This window comes from Verrucomicrobiia bacterium (assembly GCA_019634625.1).
In the GTDB taxonomy this organism is placed as follows: Bacteria; Verrucomicrobiota; Verrucomicrobiia; order Limisphaerales; family CAIMTB01; genus CAIMTB01.
This window is the reverse complement of the sequence record JAHCBA010000017.1, coordinates 33,722-50,609: the sequence shown is the minus strand read 5'-3', so window position 1 is coordinate 50,609 and position 16,888 is coordinate 33,722. Positions and strand designations below refer to the sequence as shown.

The following is a 16,888-nucleotide window of genomic DNA, read 5'->3' as shown; positions in this document are numbered from 1 at the left end:
CGGATGGATCGACGTCTATTCCATGCGATGAACTTACTCTCACCATGAGCGCAACCACTTCCACCCTTGAAGCTTCGGCATCCGTCACGCCGGTGTTTGCCCCGTCCGTTCAGGCGGGCGTATCGCCTGAACCGGACATCGTCGCGTTCCTGGCTTCGCCGCGTCCATTGTTGATCGACGGAGAATGGGTGGAGGCGGCGTCCGGGCGCACGTTTGACACCTTCAATCCAGCGACCGGCGAAGTTCTTGCCCGGGTTGCGGAAGCGGACGCCGAAGATGTGGATCGCGCGGTTGCGGCGGCGACCCGTGCCCTGAACGGCCCCTGGGGGAGTGTCACGCCTTCGGACCGATCTCGGATGCTGTGGCGATTCGCCGACTTGATCGAGCAGCACGCCGTTGCCCTGGCCACGCTGGAATCGCTCGACAACGGCAAGCCCTTTGCTTTGGCCCGACATGGGGACATCCCGTTCGCGGCCGACACGATCCGGTACATGGCGGGTCTGGCTCGGGGTCTCCACGGCGAAACCGTGCCGCTCTCGGCCCCGTTTCAACCCGGTCAGCGGTTCCTTGCCTACACCCTCAAGGAGCCGGGCGGCGTGGTTGGACAGATCATCCCTTGGAACTTTCCGATCCTGATGGCGGCCTGGAAACTCGGACCCGCCCTGGCCGCGGGATGCACGATCCTCCTCAAGCCCGCGGAACAAACACCTCTCACCGCCTTATACCTGGGCCAACTCGCACTTGAGGCGGAAATCCCACCCGGCGTGCTCAACATTCTCCCCGGCTACGGCGAGACCGCGGGAGCCGCGATCGCCGCCCACCCCGGCGTCGCAAAGGTCGCGTTCACGGGTTCGACCGAGGTGGGCAGGCGGATTGTCCAGGCCGCGGCCGGAAATCTGAAGAAGGTCACGCTCGAACTCGGCGGCAAGTCCCCCAATGTCATCCTCGAAGATGCCGACGTCGCCACCGCGACCGAGGGCGCGGCGGGCGGGGTCTTCTTCAATTCCGGCCAGGTCTGCACGGCGGGATCGCGGCTTTTCGTGCACACGCGACACTTCGATCAGGTCGTCGATGCCCTCGTTGCCGGCGCCAGGGCGACGCGTCTCGGTCACGGCTTCGACCCCCAAGCCACGATGGGACCACTGGTCTCGCGCGAGCAACTTCAGCGCGTATCGGGTTACGTGGATCACGCGGCCCGCGAAGGAGCCCGGGCGGCGGTCGGCGGCCGGAAGGGCGGAAGTCCGGGGTATTACTACGAACCCACCGTCCTGCTCCAAACCAACCCGGGCCACCGGATCGTACGCGAAGAGGTCTTCGGTCCCGTGGTCGCGGCGATCCCTTTCCGCGAAGTCGAGGATGTCATCGCCGCCGCCAATGACACCACCTACGGCCTGGCGGCCGGTGTGTGGACCCGCGATGTCCAGAAGGCTCACCGCGTCGCGCACGCGCTCCATGCGGGCACGGTCTGGGTCAACACCTATCACGTCTACGACAACGCCCTCCCGTTCGGCGGATACAAACAATCGGGGTGGGGTCGTGAACTTGGGAACGACGCCCTCGAAAACTACACCGAGACCAAGTCGGTGGTCGTCGCCCTGTAACCCGCCGCTCCAATCGTTCGCCAACCACCTCACACCATCCAATCCAAACCTCAACTCAACGGATTCATGAGACGATTCGCATCGCCGTGAAGACGCCAATGGCCGAAGAAGCTCTCTTCCAGGTCGCGGCACTCCTGCCCGCCGAGGAGCGGGCTGCCTTCCTCGACCGCGAATGCGGGGGGGACGGTGCCCTGCGCGCGCGCCTGGCCGCCCTCCTCGCGGCTCACGATCAGCCCGAAACCCTGGAGTGCCTCGGATCGGGCGGCCACCGGCCCACGATTGCCCTGGACCTGCCTGCCAACCCGGGCGCCGCCGATGATTCGGTCGGCCTTGTCATCGGCCGCTACAAGCTTCTTGAACGCATCGGCGAAGGCGGCTGCGGCGTGGTCTATGTCGCCGAGCAATCCGAACCCGTCCACCGCCGCGTCGCGCTCAAGCTGATCAAGCCGGGCATGGACTCCAAGGCGGTCATTGCCCGGTTCGAGGCGGAACGCCAGGCGCTGGCGATGATGGACCACCCGGGCATCGCCAGGGTCTTCGATGCCGGCACCACCAACGCCGGCCGCCCCTACTTCGTGATGGAATTGGTCCGTGGCATCCGAATCACAGAGTACAGCGACCAGGAGAAGCTCCCCCTCCGCGACCGGCTCGACCTGTTCATCAAGGTCTGCCAGGCCATCCAACACGCGCACCAGAAGGGCATCATCCACCGCGACATCAAGCCCTCGAACATCCTGGTCACCCTTCACGACGGGGTGCCGGTGCCCAAGGTGATCGACTTTGGCATCGCCAAGGCGACGGCGGGACGACTGACCGACGCGACGGTGTACACGCAATTGCATCAGTTCATCGGGACGCCAGCGTACATGAGCCCGGAGCAGGCGGAGATGAGCGGGCTGGACATCGACACCCGCAGTGACATCTACAGCCTTGGCGTGCTGTTGTACGAGTTGTTGACCGGGGTGACACCCTTCGACGCGAAGGAACTGATGTCGCAAGGGCTCGATGCGATGAGGCGCACGATTCGGGAAAAGGAACCGCTGCGCCCGAGCACCCGGCTCACACAGCTTCAGAGCGCCCGGTCCCATACCCCGTTCCCGATTCGCGATTCGCGATTCCCCTCCGACCTCGACTGGATCGTGATGAAATGCCTGGAGAAGGATCGTATCCGACGGTATCCGACTGCACAGGATCTGGCGGCCGATCTTCGGCGGCACCTCGGTCACGAACCGGTACAGGCTCGCCCTCCCAGTGCCTGGTACCAGGTTCAAAAAGCGTGGCGCCGACATCGACTGGTGTTCGCATCGGGCGCGACGGTGGCGGCCGTCCTCGTGGCGAGCGTCGTGGTGTTGTCCTGGGCGCTGCAGGATCAGAAGCGCGCACGCAGGGATGCGGAAGACGCGGAGATTGAGCAGTCCCGACAGCGCGCCCATGCGGAAGCCGCTGGAAGGACAGCAACCGAGGAACGCGACCGCGCGGCGCGGTTGCTGTCCGTTTCCCAGGCCGAACAGGGGGTCCGTTTGTTGGAACAAGGGGACCCCATCGGGTTGCTGCATCTTCTGGAAGCCCGCAGGACGGTCGACCATCTCCCGGAGGAACGCATCCGCCGCACGCTGCTTTGGAGCGGTTGGATGAACAGCCTGCCAAAACCGGAATGGCGTTGGTGGAGCCCGCAACCGGCGGGCGCCACACCGGACAATTGGGTCGCCCGACCTTCGACACCGGGTGCGGGCCTTCCCTGGATTGCCAAGGGCGGCACCGAGGGGGATGTCACCCTTTCGGATCCGGACACAGGCCGGGCGATCGCCCGCTTCTCGACGGGTGGCCGCCGGGTTGGATCGCCGGGGCTCAGCGCCAACGGAACGCTGCTGATCGTCAATGTGGAGGGTTCCTTCCAGTTATGGGACCTCGCTCCCGTTCGTTCGAACCAACCGCCGCGTCCGTTGCTCGACCGCATTCTTCGATTTGCGATGGACCCCGTTCGCCGGCGGCTTCTTACGTTCGACAACCCGGCGGTTCCACTTCCCGGTCGGCCATCCGTCCAAAGTTCCGACCATGCGCCGGACGCCCGATACCGGCTGCAGATTTGGGACTCGACCACGGAAGATCCCTTGGTCACCACCTGGTCCGGAGATCGACAGGACCTTGTCAATCACGAGTTCGCTCTGAGCGCAGACGGTTCGCGTGTGGCTGCGGGCTTTCATACGCTGACCCTCTGGGATGCGAGGTCCGGTGAACCGGCGTCGCCACCGCTGGGAACGAATGGGACGGGCGTGGCGCATGGCCCGTCAGATCCATTTTGGTTTTCGCCGAGCGGCCAGGGGCTGTGGGTTGTGAATGGCGCGGTTTGTGCCCTCTACGACATGAACACGGGCCGTCCGAAAGGCGCTTCCACCGCGGGCCTGCACCGCTTCCAACGGCCGTGGGTGTCCCCGGGAGGCGACCACCTTGTGTTGTCCCTGACCAACGGCTTCCAAGTCATCCACCTCGACCGGGGTGAACCCATGGGACCGATTATCGCCATTTCAGACGACAACGTTCGCGCGCTGGCGCTCAGCGCGGATGGTCTGCGGCTTGCCACCTCCGGACCCGATCGCGCACTCCGGGTGTGGGATACGAAGACCGGGCGGCAATGGGGACCGACTCACATGCCTCCCCGGATGGTCACCTCGGCGGCTTTTACTTCCGATGGATCCTGGCTTTGGTTCGATTCCGTCCAAACGGAGTTCAATACCCGGGAGCTATCAACGACCTCTCAGTCCACCGGATCCGGAATGGTCTCATTGACCATCCCGCCGGCGGACTGGGTCAAGGATTGGCAGGGTGTCCGTGTCCTGGGTGTCCGGGATGACGGGGAAGTGTTGACCTACAGCAATGCCGACAAGGCCATGGCCTGGCGGAACCCGGCTTCCGACCGGATTTCACGGGAATGGCCCGTCTCCGACAGCGGCGCCATGATCGGATCGGCGCTCAGTCCCGACGGCGCGATGGTGGCCGCCGCCTTCCAGTCCGGTCGGGAAGGTTCCGAAGTGCGTCTCTGGGACTCCATCACCGGCCGGCAGTTGGAACCGTCCATCACCTGGACCAACCAGGGCTCACTGGCCTTCAGTCCGGACGGCCGGACACTTGCGGGACTCGTGGGCAACGATGGTACCGGCTCGATCCAGTTGTGGGACGTTGCCACCCGGCAATCCGGCGCAATTCTACCCTCGGCGCCCAAGCAGATCACTTGGCTGGCGCTGTGGTTCAGCCCGGATGCCCGGTTCATCGCTGCCCGCAATAGCTACGCCATCTCGGTGTGGGACGTGGCCGCCGGGCGGTTGGCCTCGGGATCCCCCATGGACTTCTACCTGGCCATCAGCGACGACTGGAAATGGGCGATCGGCCTCGAGTTGCTCGATTTCACGGATCCGAGAGATCCCCGACCGCCGCCGAATCCAGTGGCGTCCCGCGATCTTCAATCCAAGCGCGCCGGCCTGGCGTTGAGCCCGGATGGTCGATGGCGCGCGGCGCAGGCGGGCGACCTGTCGCTGCGCCTCTGGGATAACACGACCGAACGTCCGGTCGGCCACGAAATGAAGCTGTCCGGGTTGCCCCGTCAGGCTGTGTTCAGTCCGGACGGACGCTTCCTGGTCCTTTTCGAATCGTCGTCCTCCGGTGGACGATCAGGCCAGGGGATGAACCTTCGATTCTGGGAGACTTCGACCGGGTTGCCGCTTGCGCCCGCCGTGGCACTACGCGATCAGCCGGTGGAATTCCTGTTCGACCGCGATTCACGGATACTCACACAGAAGGCTCCCTTTGAGACCAGCCAAACCCTGGTCATCCTCCTTCCGGAACGCGAGGTTCCCCTTGCCGAGATGGAACGTCAGAGCTGGAAGCTCAGCGGTTGCCGCCTCGACGATTCAGGGAACGTGGACATCCTCACACAACGGGAGCTTCAACGCCTGGAAACCGTCGTGCCTCCGTCATCCGCCGGATCGCCCTGATAACGCCGACTCATGAAGACCTCCTACGTGAACGATCTGAACACCGACGCCATCGGATTGCTGATTGAACGGTGCCGCCAGGTGCCTTCACCCCAGAGCCACGTGGTGCTTTACACCCCGGGCGGGGCGGTCGGGCGCGTGCCGGCGGACGCAACGGCGGTCTCCTATCGCAACGCCCTGCATATCCTGCTGTGGGTGGGCATGTGGAATTCGACCGACGAGGATGAATCCAACCGGGCGTGGATGCGGGAATCCTGGGGGACCGCCGAGAGGTTCGGTTCCGCCGGATTCTATCCGGACTACGAAGCCGAGACCGCTCCCGAACGCATGACTGCGGCGTTTGGCGCGGCCAAGTTTCAGCGATTGGCCGCGTTGAAGGCCAGGTTTGATCCATCCCACCTGTTTCGGCTGAACCAGAACATTCCATCGGCGAGGGTTTCGCCAGGATGGAGATGGGTCTGATCCTGGCCACGTGGCTCCGTCGATTCCGGTTCGAACCGACGGCGTCGGCCCCGGTTCCCAATCCTGCGTTCATGCTTCGACCGAGGAACGGGGTTTCGCTGCATGTATGCCCGAGATAGCCGCGGACTCGCATGTGGAAGTCGTAGAGCTCGCGGGTTGAATGATAACGTTCACCTTGGTCAGTCTGATCGATTCTGTGCCGGACTGGGGAACGCTGGCGGCAGCGGCAGCCGGTTTTGCGCTGATCAGGGAAACGATCCCAAGTCTGCTGGTTGGAAAGGCGCTTCGACGGTTCTCGGTCTGATCGTCCCGGAAGGCCGGGGCTGGCTCGGTCCGCTGCATGTCCTCGACATACTTGTCGCGCGGGATTTGCGCTTCTATGAGTGGCATCCCATGTCAACCAACGGCACCACCACGAGCGCTCGAGCGGCAATCTCCAATATTTCGCAATTCGAGCGGACGGCCCGATCCACCCCCGTTGGCGGTTCCGTTTACGGTGAGGGCAGCGAGGCAAGCCGTTCACGATGGCTGGGAATCTTCGCACGCATGGCCTTGGCGCGGGGTCGAGACGTCCAAGCCGACGGACTGCAACACCTGCCTTCGGAGGGCGGGGCGCTCCTGGTCTCCAACCATGTGTCCGCCTCCGATGCCTTGATCATTGCCGGCGCCCTCCGGCGGCGCGTGCTTGTCGTCTTGAGGGAGGACGACCCGGCGTTGCGAGTGGCCGGCGCAGGGTCGTCTCGCTGCGAGGCGATCGTCCTGCCCCGCGCCGCGTCGCCGCGCGAACTTCAGGACCGGTTTCGGCAGGTCGCCGAGGCCCTTCGCGGAGGCCAATGGGTCTGCGTGTTCGGCGAAGGGCAGGTAAGTCGGACGGGCCAGATGTTGCCCTTCGGGACAGACAGCGAGGAGATCATGAAAGGAGTGGAGGCTCCCATCGTTCCGGTGGGGCTTGTGATCGCCCCGGGCCGGGGGTGGTCCCGGTGGCGGGAATCGGTCTGGGTGCACTTCGGAAACCCCGTTTCCTCCGCCACGACCGCCGTTGAGATCCGGAACGCGGTGCAGGAGGCGGTGAGCGAGGCCTGGCGGCGGCGGGCACAAGTGTGCGAACCTCTTCACCGAGCCTTTCGGCGGACCGCACGGCGTCACCCGTTCCGGTTCGCCATGGGCGATGCCCGAGTTCCTTCTCTCGGATTTCTGGCCGCGCTGGCCGGCGCGATCCACCTGGCCCGAAAGCTGCGAAGTCACTGGGCCGCGGAGGAGAAGGTCGGCATCCTCCTGCCTCCCTCTGTGACAGGTGCTCTGGTCAACTTCGCCGCGCTGCTGGCCGGGAAGGTCGTGGTGAACCTCAACTACACGAGTTCGAGCCAAACCATCGCATCCTGTCTGAGCCAGTGCGGAATCCGCACCTTGATCACCTCCCGGCTCTTCCTGGAGAAAGCGAAGGTGAACCCGCCCTGCCCCGTGTTGGCCCTGGAGGACGCTGTCGGAAAACCGCGATGGGGCGAACGACTCGTTGCGTTGGCCATGGGCGGGCTACTTCCGGCTTCCTGGCTGGAACGGGCTCTGGGGCGAACCCAGCACGCCCGCCCGGACGACCTTGCCACCATTATCTTCTCGAGCGGTAGCACCGCCGATCCCAAGGGCATCCCGCTCACCCATGCCAACGTGGCCGCCAACATCGCGCAGTTGGCGCAGGTCTATCGACTGAACTCCCGTGATCGGATGCTCGGGGTGTTGCCCTTCTTCCACTCGTTCGGCTACACGGCCACGCTCTGCCTCCCGGCAACCTTGGGGCTGGGCGTTGCCTACCATCCGACTCCGCTGGATGCGGCGGCCGTGGGTCGCCTGGTTCGCGATTACGGGCTGACCTTCCTCCTCGGCACCCCGACCTTTCTTCAGCTCTACCTCAACGGCTGCCGCCCGGACGATTTCGGCAGCCTGCGCGTTGTCATGGTCGGCGCCGAAAAGTTGCCGGATCGCCTGGCGACGGCGTTCGAGGACAAGTTCGGCATCCGACCTTTCGAAGGCTACGGATGCACGGAATGCGCGCCTGCGGTGGCGGTGAACACCCACGATTTCCGCACCACGGGCGTCCTGCAGGTCGGTGCGAAGCGGGGGAGCATCGGCCATCCCCTCCCTGGCATCGCGGTTCGCATCGTGGATCCCGTGACGGAACAGCCCGTTCCAGCGGGGCAACCAGGCCTGTTGCTCGTGCGCGGCCCGAATGTGATGCAGGGGTACCTGGGACGCTCCGACCTCACGGCGCGTGCCTTCCGCCAGGGCTGGTACGTCACGGGAGACATCGCCACGATGGATGACGACGGCTTTCTGCGGATCACCGACCGCCTGAGCCGGTTCAGTAAGATTGGCGGCGAAATGGTGCCGCATCTCCGGGTGGAGGAATGTCTGCACGAGTTGGCCGCCGTCACCCAGTTGACGTTTGTCGTCACCAGCGTGCCAGACGAACGCAAGGGCGAACGCCTGGTGGTTTTGCATACCCTGCCCGACGTGCCGTTGCGCGCCTGCCTTGACCAACTGGCCAAAGCTGATCTTCCCAACCTTTGGAAGCCGAAGCCGGACGCCTTCTTCCGTGTTGAAAGCTTCCCCCAGCTCGGATCGGGTAAGCTTGACCTCCGTCGCATCAAGGAACTCGCCAGGAGCCTTGCCTCGTGAACCTGCAGCGGACCCAGAAACCGTACGTTTTTCGGCCGCCCCGGTCGGCGCGCTGGTTTCGCCCATTGCTTCACCTGATTTCGGCCGGGTTCCTCCGGTTCCGGTTTCGCATCCGACGCCTGTCGGTCAAGGGGGAGCAGGAGCTCATTCGCCTCGCCCGGAAAGGTGAGTCCGTCCTGGTGACTCCCAACCATGCCGATCATGCCGACCCCTGTCTCCTGGTTGAAGTCGGCCGCCGAGTCGGGCTCGCCTTCCAGTTCATGGCAGCCCGGGAATGCTTCGAGCGGGGCCCGCTCAGCCGATTTGTCCTTCAACGCTCGGGCGCCTTCTCCGTCGATCGCGAAGGCAACGATCTCGCTGCCCTGCGGACCGCGATGAGCCTTCTCCGCACGGGGCATCATCCACTGGTGATCTTCCCGGAAGGCGAGATCTACCACCACCACGAGGAACTCGACTTGCTCAATGAGGGACCCGCGACGATCGCGTTGCGCGTCGCGGGGAAACTACCCCTCGGGAGGCGGGCCTACGCCATCCCCACTGCCATCCGCATCCGGCATGATCCGGCAGTGGAAGGGACATTCGCGCGCCGATTGGAGGTCCTGGAACGCCGCATCACCTGGAAACCCCAGCGGCATCTCGGCGTGACCGACCGTATCCTACGAATCGGAAGCGTCCTCCTTTCCATCAAGGAGGAGGAATTCCTGGGTGAGACACGCCGCGGCGACCTACATGAACGCATCGTTTGGCTTCAGGAATTCCTCGTCGGGAGCGTCGAACGACGGCACGACCTCCAACCCATGGGATCCGAACTTTCCCCAAGGATCAGCACCCTTCGCCACCGCATCCGCCTCGAGTTGCTCAGCGACGCCGCGAGCCGCCATCCCCAACGAAGGGAGCAGCTCGATGACGATCTGGATCGCCTGTTCGCCGCCCAGCAACTGTACAGTTACCGAGGCCGTTATCTGGAGAGTCGCCCCACCCTCGATCGCATCGCGGAGACCCTCTTCAAGCTCGACGAAGACGTCCTCGGGGCGGGCACCTACCCCGCGGCGCGATTCGCCGAAATCTCGTTCGGACATCCGATCGAGATAGGACCCTCTGGACGCGAAAACGGACGCAACCTCCGTGCCTCCGCCGCCGTGTTGACGCGCGAGCTCCGTCAGCGAATCCAGGACATGCTGACCGTCGACGTGCCCGTGCCCCTTCAGGAACGGAGCGAAATCCTCGGGTCCGCCACAGCGTCGTGTCGCGCCCGATAACGATCTCCGCCCCGCACGCTTCATAATCCCATCCACAGCATTCCTTCGATGCACGCCCCGAAAGAATGGATGCACGCTCCCGCTCGCAGATCGGCACCTTTTGCCGCCATGCACACCGGATCTGGTGGGGGCCGGATTCGGATGGCTTTGCTGCCGTGGAATTGGCGCTGTGAGGAACCGATGCGAACGACCATGATCCAACGACCCATCCCAACCCCAGGGGACCGCGATGCGGATCGCGGAGCCGCACATGAGCTTCCCGGCGAGACACGGTCACGAAGCGCCTGTCCTGATTGTCGTCCTGCCGTTTACGGCGCGCTCCTGGGTGCGCTGGGAACCTCCCTCGCCATCTCGTTTCCGCTCATCGTGGGCTTCCTGGTCGCCGCGCTCTCCGGTGAAAGTGAATTCATGGATTGGATCGGCTTCTTCGGCACCGTGTTCGCGAGAGCTTTTCTCGGGGGATATGGACTGGCTGGGGGTGCGTTGGGCGCATGGCTGGCCCATCGATGGGCCCGGGTCCGAAGCCGGGAGGTTGCGGACGGTCCTCAGGAATCCACAGCCGGTGTGCCGGATGCGTCCGCAACAGGCAGTTCGGGCGAGCTGAAGTTCGCCTGCCTCCAGTGCGACCAGAAGATCGCCTGCCCATCGGAATGGGTCGGACGCGAAATCCGCTGTCCCTCGTGCCTGGAGGCGCTCACCGTCCCACCGCCGCCAGGGCCGGCGGGCGATAGGTGGCGCTCGCGGAACATCGTCGCTACTTCCGGAGCCACCCTCAGTCTCGCCCTAACTTTGGCCGCCTGGACCACCATCCTCCTTGCCTGGGCCTGGGTAATTACCAGGCCGCCCGGCACGTTCAACGATCAGGGCGGCATGGTGATCACGTTCCTCATTCTGCCCCTGACCCTGGTCGCATGGCTGGTCGGAGGCCCATTCGCCTCGGCACTCGCGCATCGCGTCCGAAGGCAGGTCGGTACCACCGCATCCCTGCAGCGTACTGGATCCCTCGCATCGGCGGCCGCCTTCCTCGCCCGGGTGCTGACCTGGACAGGCATCGCGGCCGTCGGCTACGGCCTGGTGCGAGAATTCACGAGTTAAGACCCCCGCCAGACTTCCTTCCAACCCATGTACCATCTCTCCGGAATGTCGGGCGCTGTCTGCATCCTGGCGTCGCTGTTCCTGGTCATCGAACTCTGCAAAGCCCCTCTAATCGGAGACGCCGAAGTCAATACCCTCGCTTACGGCCGCCTCGCGTTCTTTGGTATCGTCGCCCTCACCTCGGCGACTGCCTCCATCCGGCTTCATCGCTCGTCGAATCTCGATGTCACTCGCCATCCATCCCTGCGCCTGCGGCTGGTCGAGGGGATTCTCTTCACACTCGTCGGAGGGATCGTGATGACCGGCGGCTTCTTGTGGCTCCAGATGTCGGGGGGATTCATGGGGTTGCACCTGATCGGCTTCCTCCTCGGTGGTGGTCTCTTGCTGCTCGGTCTGCGTAGACTGGGAAGGCGCCTTTGAACGATGCCCCGAGGGAGCTCCCGAAACACGTTGACGTCCGCAACATGAACCCCGCGTTCTCGCTGCGATTGGCGCATGAGGCAGATGTGGCGACTTGACGAAAGCACGCCCGTCAGCGCCAGCTCATGGCAGAATCCTTGGCCAGCAATCTCCAACCGCAAAGTGGCTCCTTGCCCGGCCGCGAGCACATGGTGCCCGAGGCGCGAAATGCCTCAGATTTTCTCCCCGTGGTCTACGACGAGTTGCGGCGACTGGCGGCCCATCGACTCGCCGGGGAATCCCGGGAACGCACGCTCCAACCTACAGCCTTGGTCCACGAAGTCTGGGTCCGTCTCGCCGGCGCGGGTGACCGAACATGGCAGGATCGACAGCATTTCTTCGCTACCGCAGCGGAGGTCATGCGCCGCATCCTCGTGGATCGTGCTCGGCGGCGGCAGGCGGCCAAGCGGGGGAACCACCCCGCGAGGGTTGACTTGGACGACCTCGAAGTCGCGGCGCCGGAAGAGGACGACCGGCTGCTGGCGATGAACGACGCCCTTGAAAGTCTTGCGCTTGTGGATGCGCGCAAGGCGAAACTCGTCACCCTGAAGTATTTCGCAGGGCTGAGCTTCGAGGAGGCTGCGGAGGTTCTGGGGATTGCGGTTCCCACGGCGAAACAATGGATGGCCTACGCCCGCGCGTGGTTGAAGGTCGAAATGACGCCCTCCCCCGCCGTATCGACGCCACCGTCCACGGGTGATCCTCGCGGCCGGGCCTGATGCCGAGGCGGACCTTCCGTGTCGGTCCGGGCGTGCTGACCCGAAGCAGGTCATTCCCGGTCCCTTGGTCAGCCTGCCCGTCACGACTTCACCCATGGGTTTGGCCTCTTCTGGCGCCGGGAATTGGACCTCCTGCAGCCGCCAACGCCCGGCCATGGATCGTCAAGCCGGAGCGGATGCCGTCACCAACGAGCCCGGCGCCCACGGAGTCGGACGGACGTCTGCACCTGCCCGGCGATCGTCGGTGCCATTCTCATCGCGAACGATGCCGGCATACCTCTTCCGGTCGGTTAGCGCCTTACCGGATGGATCGACTCCTGTCCCCTGCGGTCCATCTACCCTAACCATGAGTGCATTTGCTTCGAACCCTTTTCAACCTTAAACTTCGTGCATATGCACAGAATTTCGGTCCATTCTCGCCTCACCCCCCCCCCGTCCCTCCCACCCCTCCGACCCAGACCCGCATGCGCCCCTGGTCAACAATCAACATCACTCTGTCTGTCTCATTACTTTTTACCGAAAAAGCCACCTTGGAATCGCCTTAAAACTTGTTCATATGCACAGAATTTCGGTCCATTTTCACCCCACCCACCCCACCCACCCAGACCCGTGTGGATACCCGCTCAATGGTCAATAGTAATGTGTCTGGCTGATTACTGATTATTTACCCTGCACCCACGTCCCCGTTCGATGGATCGGCCGGACGGCCGGGCAATGGGGTGAATGGGGTGCGTCGGCCGAAGGCCCTCACGGTCGTTCCCCTCGACACCTCATGCCCGGCCCTTACCCTCCTCCGGTGCCGTTGCCGCCCGATTACCACATGCACACCCAGCTCTGCCATCACGCCGAGGGGGTGCCCTACGACCTCGCTCTCAGCGCCGCCCGGCGCGGCCTGACCGAGATCGGCCTGTCGGAACACAATCCCATGCCCCGCGACGACTTCGACAACTGGCACATGGCGCTGGCGGCCCTCGACGGCTACCTCGACGGCATTCGCCTCGCACGCGAGCGGGTTCCCCAATTGACCCTCCGCGCCGCCCTCGAGGTCGATTACATCCCCGGCCACGAAGACTGGATCCGCCAGCTCGCCGCCCGGCATGACTGGGACTACTTCATCGGCTCGGTGCACTACATCGACGGGGGATGGGACATCGACAACCCCGCCAAGCTCGATCAGTGGCGGGCGCGGGATGCCTTCGACGTCTGGGCCAAATACTTCGACCGACTTACCGCCGCCGCCTCGAGCGGACTCTTCCAGATCATTGGCCATCCGGATTTGCCCAAGAAATTCGGGTTCGTCCCCGGATGCGACTGCACGCCGCTCTTCGAAACGTTCCTCGATGCCGCTGCCCGCCACGGCGTCGCCATCGAGATCAATACAGCCGGCCTCCGCAAGCCGTGCCGCGAAATGTATCCCGCCCCGGCCTTTCTCCGCCTGGCGCGCCAGCGTGGCGTCCTCCTCACCTTCGGCTCCGACGCCCACCACCCCGACGAGGTGGCCGCCGACTTCCCCGCCGCCGTCGCCCTGGCCCGGGACTGCGGTTACACGGAAACGGTCCGGTTCGAACAACGAAGGCCCATCCCGGTGCCGCTCTAAGCCGTATCCATGCAGTAAGGAGGAAAGCGATGGTGCCGAAGGCTTTCGGGCATCGACCTGAAGCGAGCGAGGCGCGGCTCGGAGCGGAGTGTCGCAACGAGCGAACGACGAGGCTCTTGCCCGATACGTCCAAGCCAGCGCTCCCGACCTTGCTGCCGGGCTACGGCTAGGCACGAAGCCCTCCCGGGGCTTCCCCTCCTCCTCCCCAGCCCCAGCCGCAACCGTGTCATTCCCCGCCCGGCTCTCCATCCTGCACGAAGACGCCGACCTTCTCGTCGTAAACAAGCCCGCCGGTCTCGTCTGCCATCCGACCAAGGGCGACGCCTGGTCCAGCCTCATCAGCCGCCTGCGCCTTCATCTGCCCGACACCGGGGTCACTCTTGTCCACCGTCTCGATCGCGAAACCAGCGGCGTCACCGTGGCCGTCAAGTCCCGCGAAGCCGCCGCCGAACTGGGACGCCTCTTTCAGTCGCGCGCCGTCCACAAGGAATACCTCGCCATCGTCCACGGCCACCCCGCGGCAGAAACGTTCACCATCGAGGCGCCCCTCGGCCCCGATCCCGACAGCCCGGTGGCCATCCGGGATACTGTCCGGCTCGATGGCGCGCCGGCCGCCACCCGATTCCACGTCGTGTCGCGCTTCGAGCGGCGGAACGCACCCTTCGCCCTGCTCCGCGCCGAACCCCTCACCGGCCGCAAGCACCAGATCCGCATCCACCTCGAACATGCCGGGCACCCGATCGTCGGTGACAAGATCTATGGCGGCGATCCCCTCCGGTACCTCCGCTTCGTCGAAGGACGCCAGACCGACGCCGATCGCGCTGCGCTCCTCCTCGAATTCCAGGCCCTCCACGCCGCAGCTCTCGCCTTCTGCTGGCGCGACCGGGACTGGCGCTTCGAGGCACCCCCCGAACCCGCCTTCGCCGCCTTTCCCCGCTTCGCCACGCCGTAGCGCCCGCGCCCGCGCCCCCCCCCGTTCACGGCGCCATCAGGCGCCGACGCGCCTCCGCCATGGACATGCCCTGCTCGCGACAGACACGTCCCAGCCGTTCGCCCTCTTGAACACCCTCCGGCAGGTTCAGCCGCCGCCGCAATGCCTCGATCGGAATCCCTCGCGCCACCGCGGCCTCGGCCAACGTCATCGAACCGCGCAACACCTCCTCCCCATCCTCGGCCTCCACGGGCACCCCACCACGACGCTGCATCCCATGGTCCCCACCCTCCGAAGACCCGGCTGCTTCCCGCACCTGGCGGCGTCCCAACTCCATGCCGCCCCAAAGGACCAGCGCCAGCATCAGCCCGAGCGCCACGCCCCACGTCGCAGCCCGATGTGGCCGCGCCGCTGCACCTCCCACCTCCCCTCCACGCGCCAGGCGCCCGCCAACCGCCCACACCCACGCCCAATGCAATGCCACATGCACCAGCACCACCCCTCCCAACCCGACCGCCAGCCAGAAATGCCAGTCCCCCCACCCGTGCCGGTTCAATCCCCACAACTCCAGCCGGCTCCCGCTTCCCGCCGGCAGGACGAACCGGATCACCAGTCCCGTCGCGATCATCCCCACCATCAGCACCGCCGCCACCCCATCCACCCAAAAATTCAAGCTGCTGCGCTTCATCGAGGCCTCGCTTTCATCCCCACTTGGGGTTTCCCATCCACTTCGCCCAACGGAGCCAGCCCGTAAATCCTTTTGGGGTGAATCGCCCTTGCTCAATCCCCACTCGCCAACCCCCGGCCGTCCGCGCACCCTCCCGCCTCATGCGCGTCGTTCCCTGCCTGCCGTCGCTCCTGAGTCTGCTGCTCCTGGCCCCGGGCGTCCGACCGGATCTCCAGGCCGCCGAACCGTGGCCCCAGTTCCGCGGCCCCCGCGGCGATGGCACCAGCCTCGATACCCGCATCCCCGTCCGTTGGAGCCCCACCGACAACGTCCTCTGGAAAACGGTCGTCCCCGGCGAAGGCCATTCCTCCCCGATCGTCTGGGGCGACGCCGTCTTCCTCACCTCCATTCTGCCCGACTCCGGACACCGCGTCCTCATGCGCTTCAATGCCACCAGCGGCCGCCCGGTCTGGCAGAAGACAGTGCTCGAGGGCGACCGCGACGCGATGCACCGCGAGAACAGCAGCGCCTCGTCCACCCCGGCCACCGACGGCTCCCGGGTCGTCACCTCGTTCCAGGCCGGTGACCGTGTTGATCTCCGTGCCTTCGACCTCGACGGCAGGGAACTCTGGGCGGTCCAACCCCTCCAGTTCGAAGGCGAACACGGCTACAGCTACTCCCCGATCTTCCATCGCGACCTCGTCCTCTTCGATTGCCGTCAGGAAGGGGAGGCCGCCGTCCTCGCCCTCGATGCCGCCACCGGACGCGAACGCTGGAGGGCCACCCCGGGCAAACGGCGCATCTCGCATATCCCGCCCCTCGTCGTCCGGGAAGGTTCCCTGGACCAGGTCATCGTCGCCGGCAGCGACGAGATCCGCGCCTATGAAGCCCTCTCCGGCGATCTCCTTTGGTGGGTCCGCGGCCCCAGCGATGTCGCCGTCGCCGGCCTGGTCCACGGCGACGGCATGGTGTTCGCCTCCGCCGGCTATCCCAACCGCTCCCGAATGGCCGTCCGCCTCTCCGGTCGTGGCGACGTCACCGAATCCCATGTCGCCTGGTCCGACTGGCGCCAGGCCTCCTACGTCCCCTCGCCCGTCTTCCACGATGGACACCTCTACGTCGTCGTGGATGAGGGCATGCTCTTCTGCCTCAATGCCCGCACCGGAAGGCCGGTCTGGGATCACCGCCTCGGCGGGCGCTTCCGATCCTCCCTCATCCTCGCCAACGGCCACATCTATGCGACCGACATCGAGGGAAAGACCACCGTGTTCGAGGCCAGCCCGGCTGCCTTCCGCCCCGTCGCCACCAACGACCTCGCCGAGTTCTGCTACACCACCCCGGCCCTGTCCGGCGGACGCCTGTTCCTGCGCACCGGCAGCCATCTCTACGGCCTCGGCACCCGCTGATCATTGCATTGGCGTCCGCAACGTCCCCCG

The 16,888-nt window shown here is 65.2% G+C and carries 13 protein-coding genes; 12 read left to right on the top strand and 1 reads right to left on the bottom strand.

Annotation, left to right across the window (positions count from 1 at the left end; genetic code table 11):
• Positions 1–44: 44 nt before the first annotated feature.
• The 11 genes from KF833_11860 (at position 45) to KF833_11810 (ending at position 14,806) form a co-directional block, all read left to right on the top strand.
• Positions 45–1,601 carry an aldehyde dehydrogenase family protein gene (locus tag KF833_11860; GenBank protein MBX3745993.1) on the top strand — a complete coding sequence of 519 codons (1,557 nt, stop codon included), beginning with the start codon at positions 45–47 and terminating at the stop codon, positions 1,599–1,601.
• Between the two features lie 98 nt (positions 1,602–1,699).
• Positions 1,700–5,590: a protein kinase gene (locus KF833_11855; protein ID MBX3745992.1), complete on the top strand. Its 3,891-nt coding sequence runs from the start codon at positions 1,700–1,702 to the stop codon at positions 5,588–5,590.
• 12 nt (positions 5,591–5,602) lie between these two features.
• Complete coding sequence (locus KF833_11850) at positions 5,603–6,052, top strand: BBE domain-containing protein (GenBank protein ID MBX3745991.1); 450 nt, start codon at positions 5,603–5,605, stop codon at positions 6,050–6,052.
• Positions 6,043–6,171: a hypothetical protein gene (locus tag KF833_11845; protein MBX3745990.1), complete on the top strand. Its 129-nt coding sequence runs from the start codon at positions 6,043–6,045 to the stop codon at positions 6,169–6,171. The genes KF833_11850 and KF833_11845 overlap by 10 nt, the downstream gene beginning before the upstream one ends.
• Before the next feature lie 427 nt (positions 6,172–6,598).
• Positions 6,599–8,725 carry an AMP-binding protein gene (locus tag KF833_11840; GenBank protein MBX3745989.1) on the top strand — a complete coding sequence of 709 codons (2,127 nt, stop codon included), beginning with the start codon at positions 6,599–6,601 and terminating at the stop codon, positions 8,723–8,725.
• Positions 8,722–9,984: a 1-acyl-sn-glycerol-3-phosphate acyltransferase gene (locus KF833_11835; protein ID MBX3745988.1), complete on the top strand. Its 1,263-nt coding sequence runs from the start codon at positions 8,722–8,724 to the stop codon at positions 9,982–9,984. The genes KF833_11840 and KF833_11835 overlap by 4 nt, the downstream gene beginning before the upstream one ends.
• 408 nt (positions 9,985–10,392) lie before the next feature.
• Positions 10,393–11,079, top strand: coding sequence for a hypothetical protein (locus KF833_11830; GenBank protein ID MBX3745987.1), 687 nt, complete (start codon positions 10,393–10,395; stop codon positions 11,077–11,079).
• 45 nt (positions 11,080–11,124) lie between these two features.
• The gene (locus tag KF833_11825; protein ID MBX3745986.1) at positions 11,125–11,499 is read left to right on the top strand and encodes a hypothetical protein; all 375 of its coding nucleotides are present in this window, start codon (positions 11,125–11,127) and stop codon (positions 11,497–11,499) included.
• A 188-nt stretch (positions 11,500–11,687) separates the two neighbouring features.
• Complete coding sequence (locus tag KF833_11820; GenBank protein MBX3745985.1) at positions 11,688–12,257, top strand: sigma-70 family RNA polymerase sigma factor; 570 nt, start codon at positions 11,688–11,690, stop codon at positions 12,255–12,257.
• Between the two features lie 796 nt (positions 12,258–13,053).
• Positions 13,054–13,854, top strand: coding sequence for a histidinol-phosphatase HisJ family protein (locus KF833_11815; GenBank protein MBX3745984.1), 801 nt, complete (start codon positions 13,054–13,056; stop codon positions 13,852–13,854).
• 223 nt (positions 13,855–14,077) lie between these two features.
• Entirely contained in the window at positions 14,078–14,806 is a 729-nt protein-coding gene (locus tag KF833_11810; GenBank protein MBX3745983.1) for an RluA family pseudouridine synthase, read from the top strand.
• 25 nt (positions 14,807–14,831) lie between these two features.
• On the opposite strand, the gene KF833_11805 is transcribed toward KF833_11810, so the two are convergent.
• Positions 14,832–15,473 (bottom strand): DUF4405 domain-containing protein, encoded by a 642-nt coding sequence (locus KF833_11805; GenBank protein ID MBX3745982.1) that lies wholly within the window; start codon positions 15,471–15,473, stop codon positions 14,832–14,834.
• Between the two features lie 140 nt (positions 15,474–15,613).
• Between KF833_11805 and KF833_11800 the strand changes: the two genes are divergently transcribed.
• Positions 15,614–16,858: a PQQ-binding-like beta-propeller repeat protein gene (locus tag KF833_11800; protein ID MBX3745981.1), complete on the top strand. Its 1,245-nt coding sequence runs from the start codon at positions 15,614–15,616 to the stop codon at positions 16,856–16,858.
• Positions 16,859–16,888 lie beyond the last annotated feature (30 nt).

Excerpts from the sequence above, each read along its gene's own strand:
- KF833_11845 (MBX3745990.1), top strand. The coding sequence starts at position 6,043 with ATGGGTCTGATCCTGGCCACGTGGCTCCGTCGATTCCGGTTCGAACCG.
- KF833_11830 (MBX3745987.1), top strand. The coding sequence starts at position 10,393 with ATGGATTGGATCGGCTTCTTCGGCACCGTGTTCGCGAGAGCTTTTCTC.
- KF833_11800 (MBX3745981.1), top strand. The coding sequence starts at position 15,614 with ATGCGCGTCGTTCCCTGCCTGCCGTCGCTCCTGAGTCTGCTGCTCCTG.
- KF833_11855 (MBX3745992.1), top strand. The coding sequence starts at position 1,700 with ATGGCCGAAGAAGCTCTCTTCCAGGTCGCGGCACTCCTGCCCGCCGAG.
- KF833_11850 (MBX3745991.1), top strand. The coding sequence starts at position 5,603 with ATGAAGACCTCCTACGTGAACGATCTGAACACCGACGCCATCGGATTG.
- KF833_11805 (MBX3745982.1), bottom strand. The coding sequence starts at position 15,473 with ATGAAGCGCAGCAGCTTGAATTTTTGGGTGGATGGGGTGGCGGCGGTG.
- KF833_11825 (MBX3745986.1), top strand. The coding sequence starts at position 11,125 with ATGTCGGGCGCTGTCTGCATCCTGGCGTCGCTGTTCCTGGTCATCGAA.
- KF833_11860 (MBX3745993.1), top strand. The coding sequence starts at position 45 with ATGAGCGCAACCACTTCCACCCTTGAAGCTTCGGCATCCGTCACGCCG.
- KF833_11820 (MBX3745985.1), top strand. The coding sequence starts at position 11,688 with ATGGTGCCCGAGGCGCGAAATGCCTCAGATTTTCTCCCCGTGGTCTAC.
- KF833_11840 (MBX3745989.1), top strand. The coding sequence starts at position 6,599 with ATGGCCTTGGCGCGGGGTCGAGACGTCCAAGCCGACGGACTGCAACAC.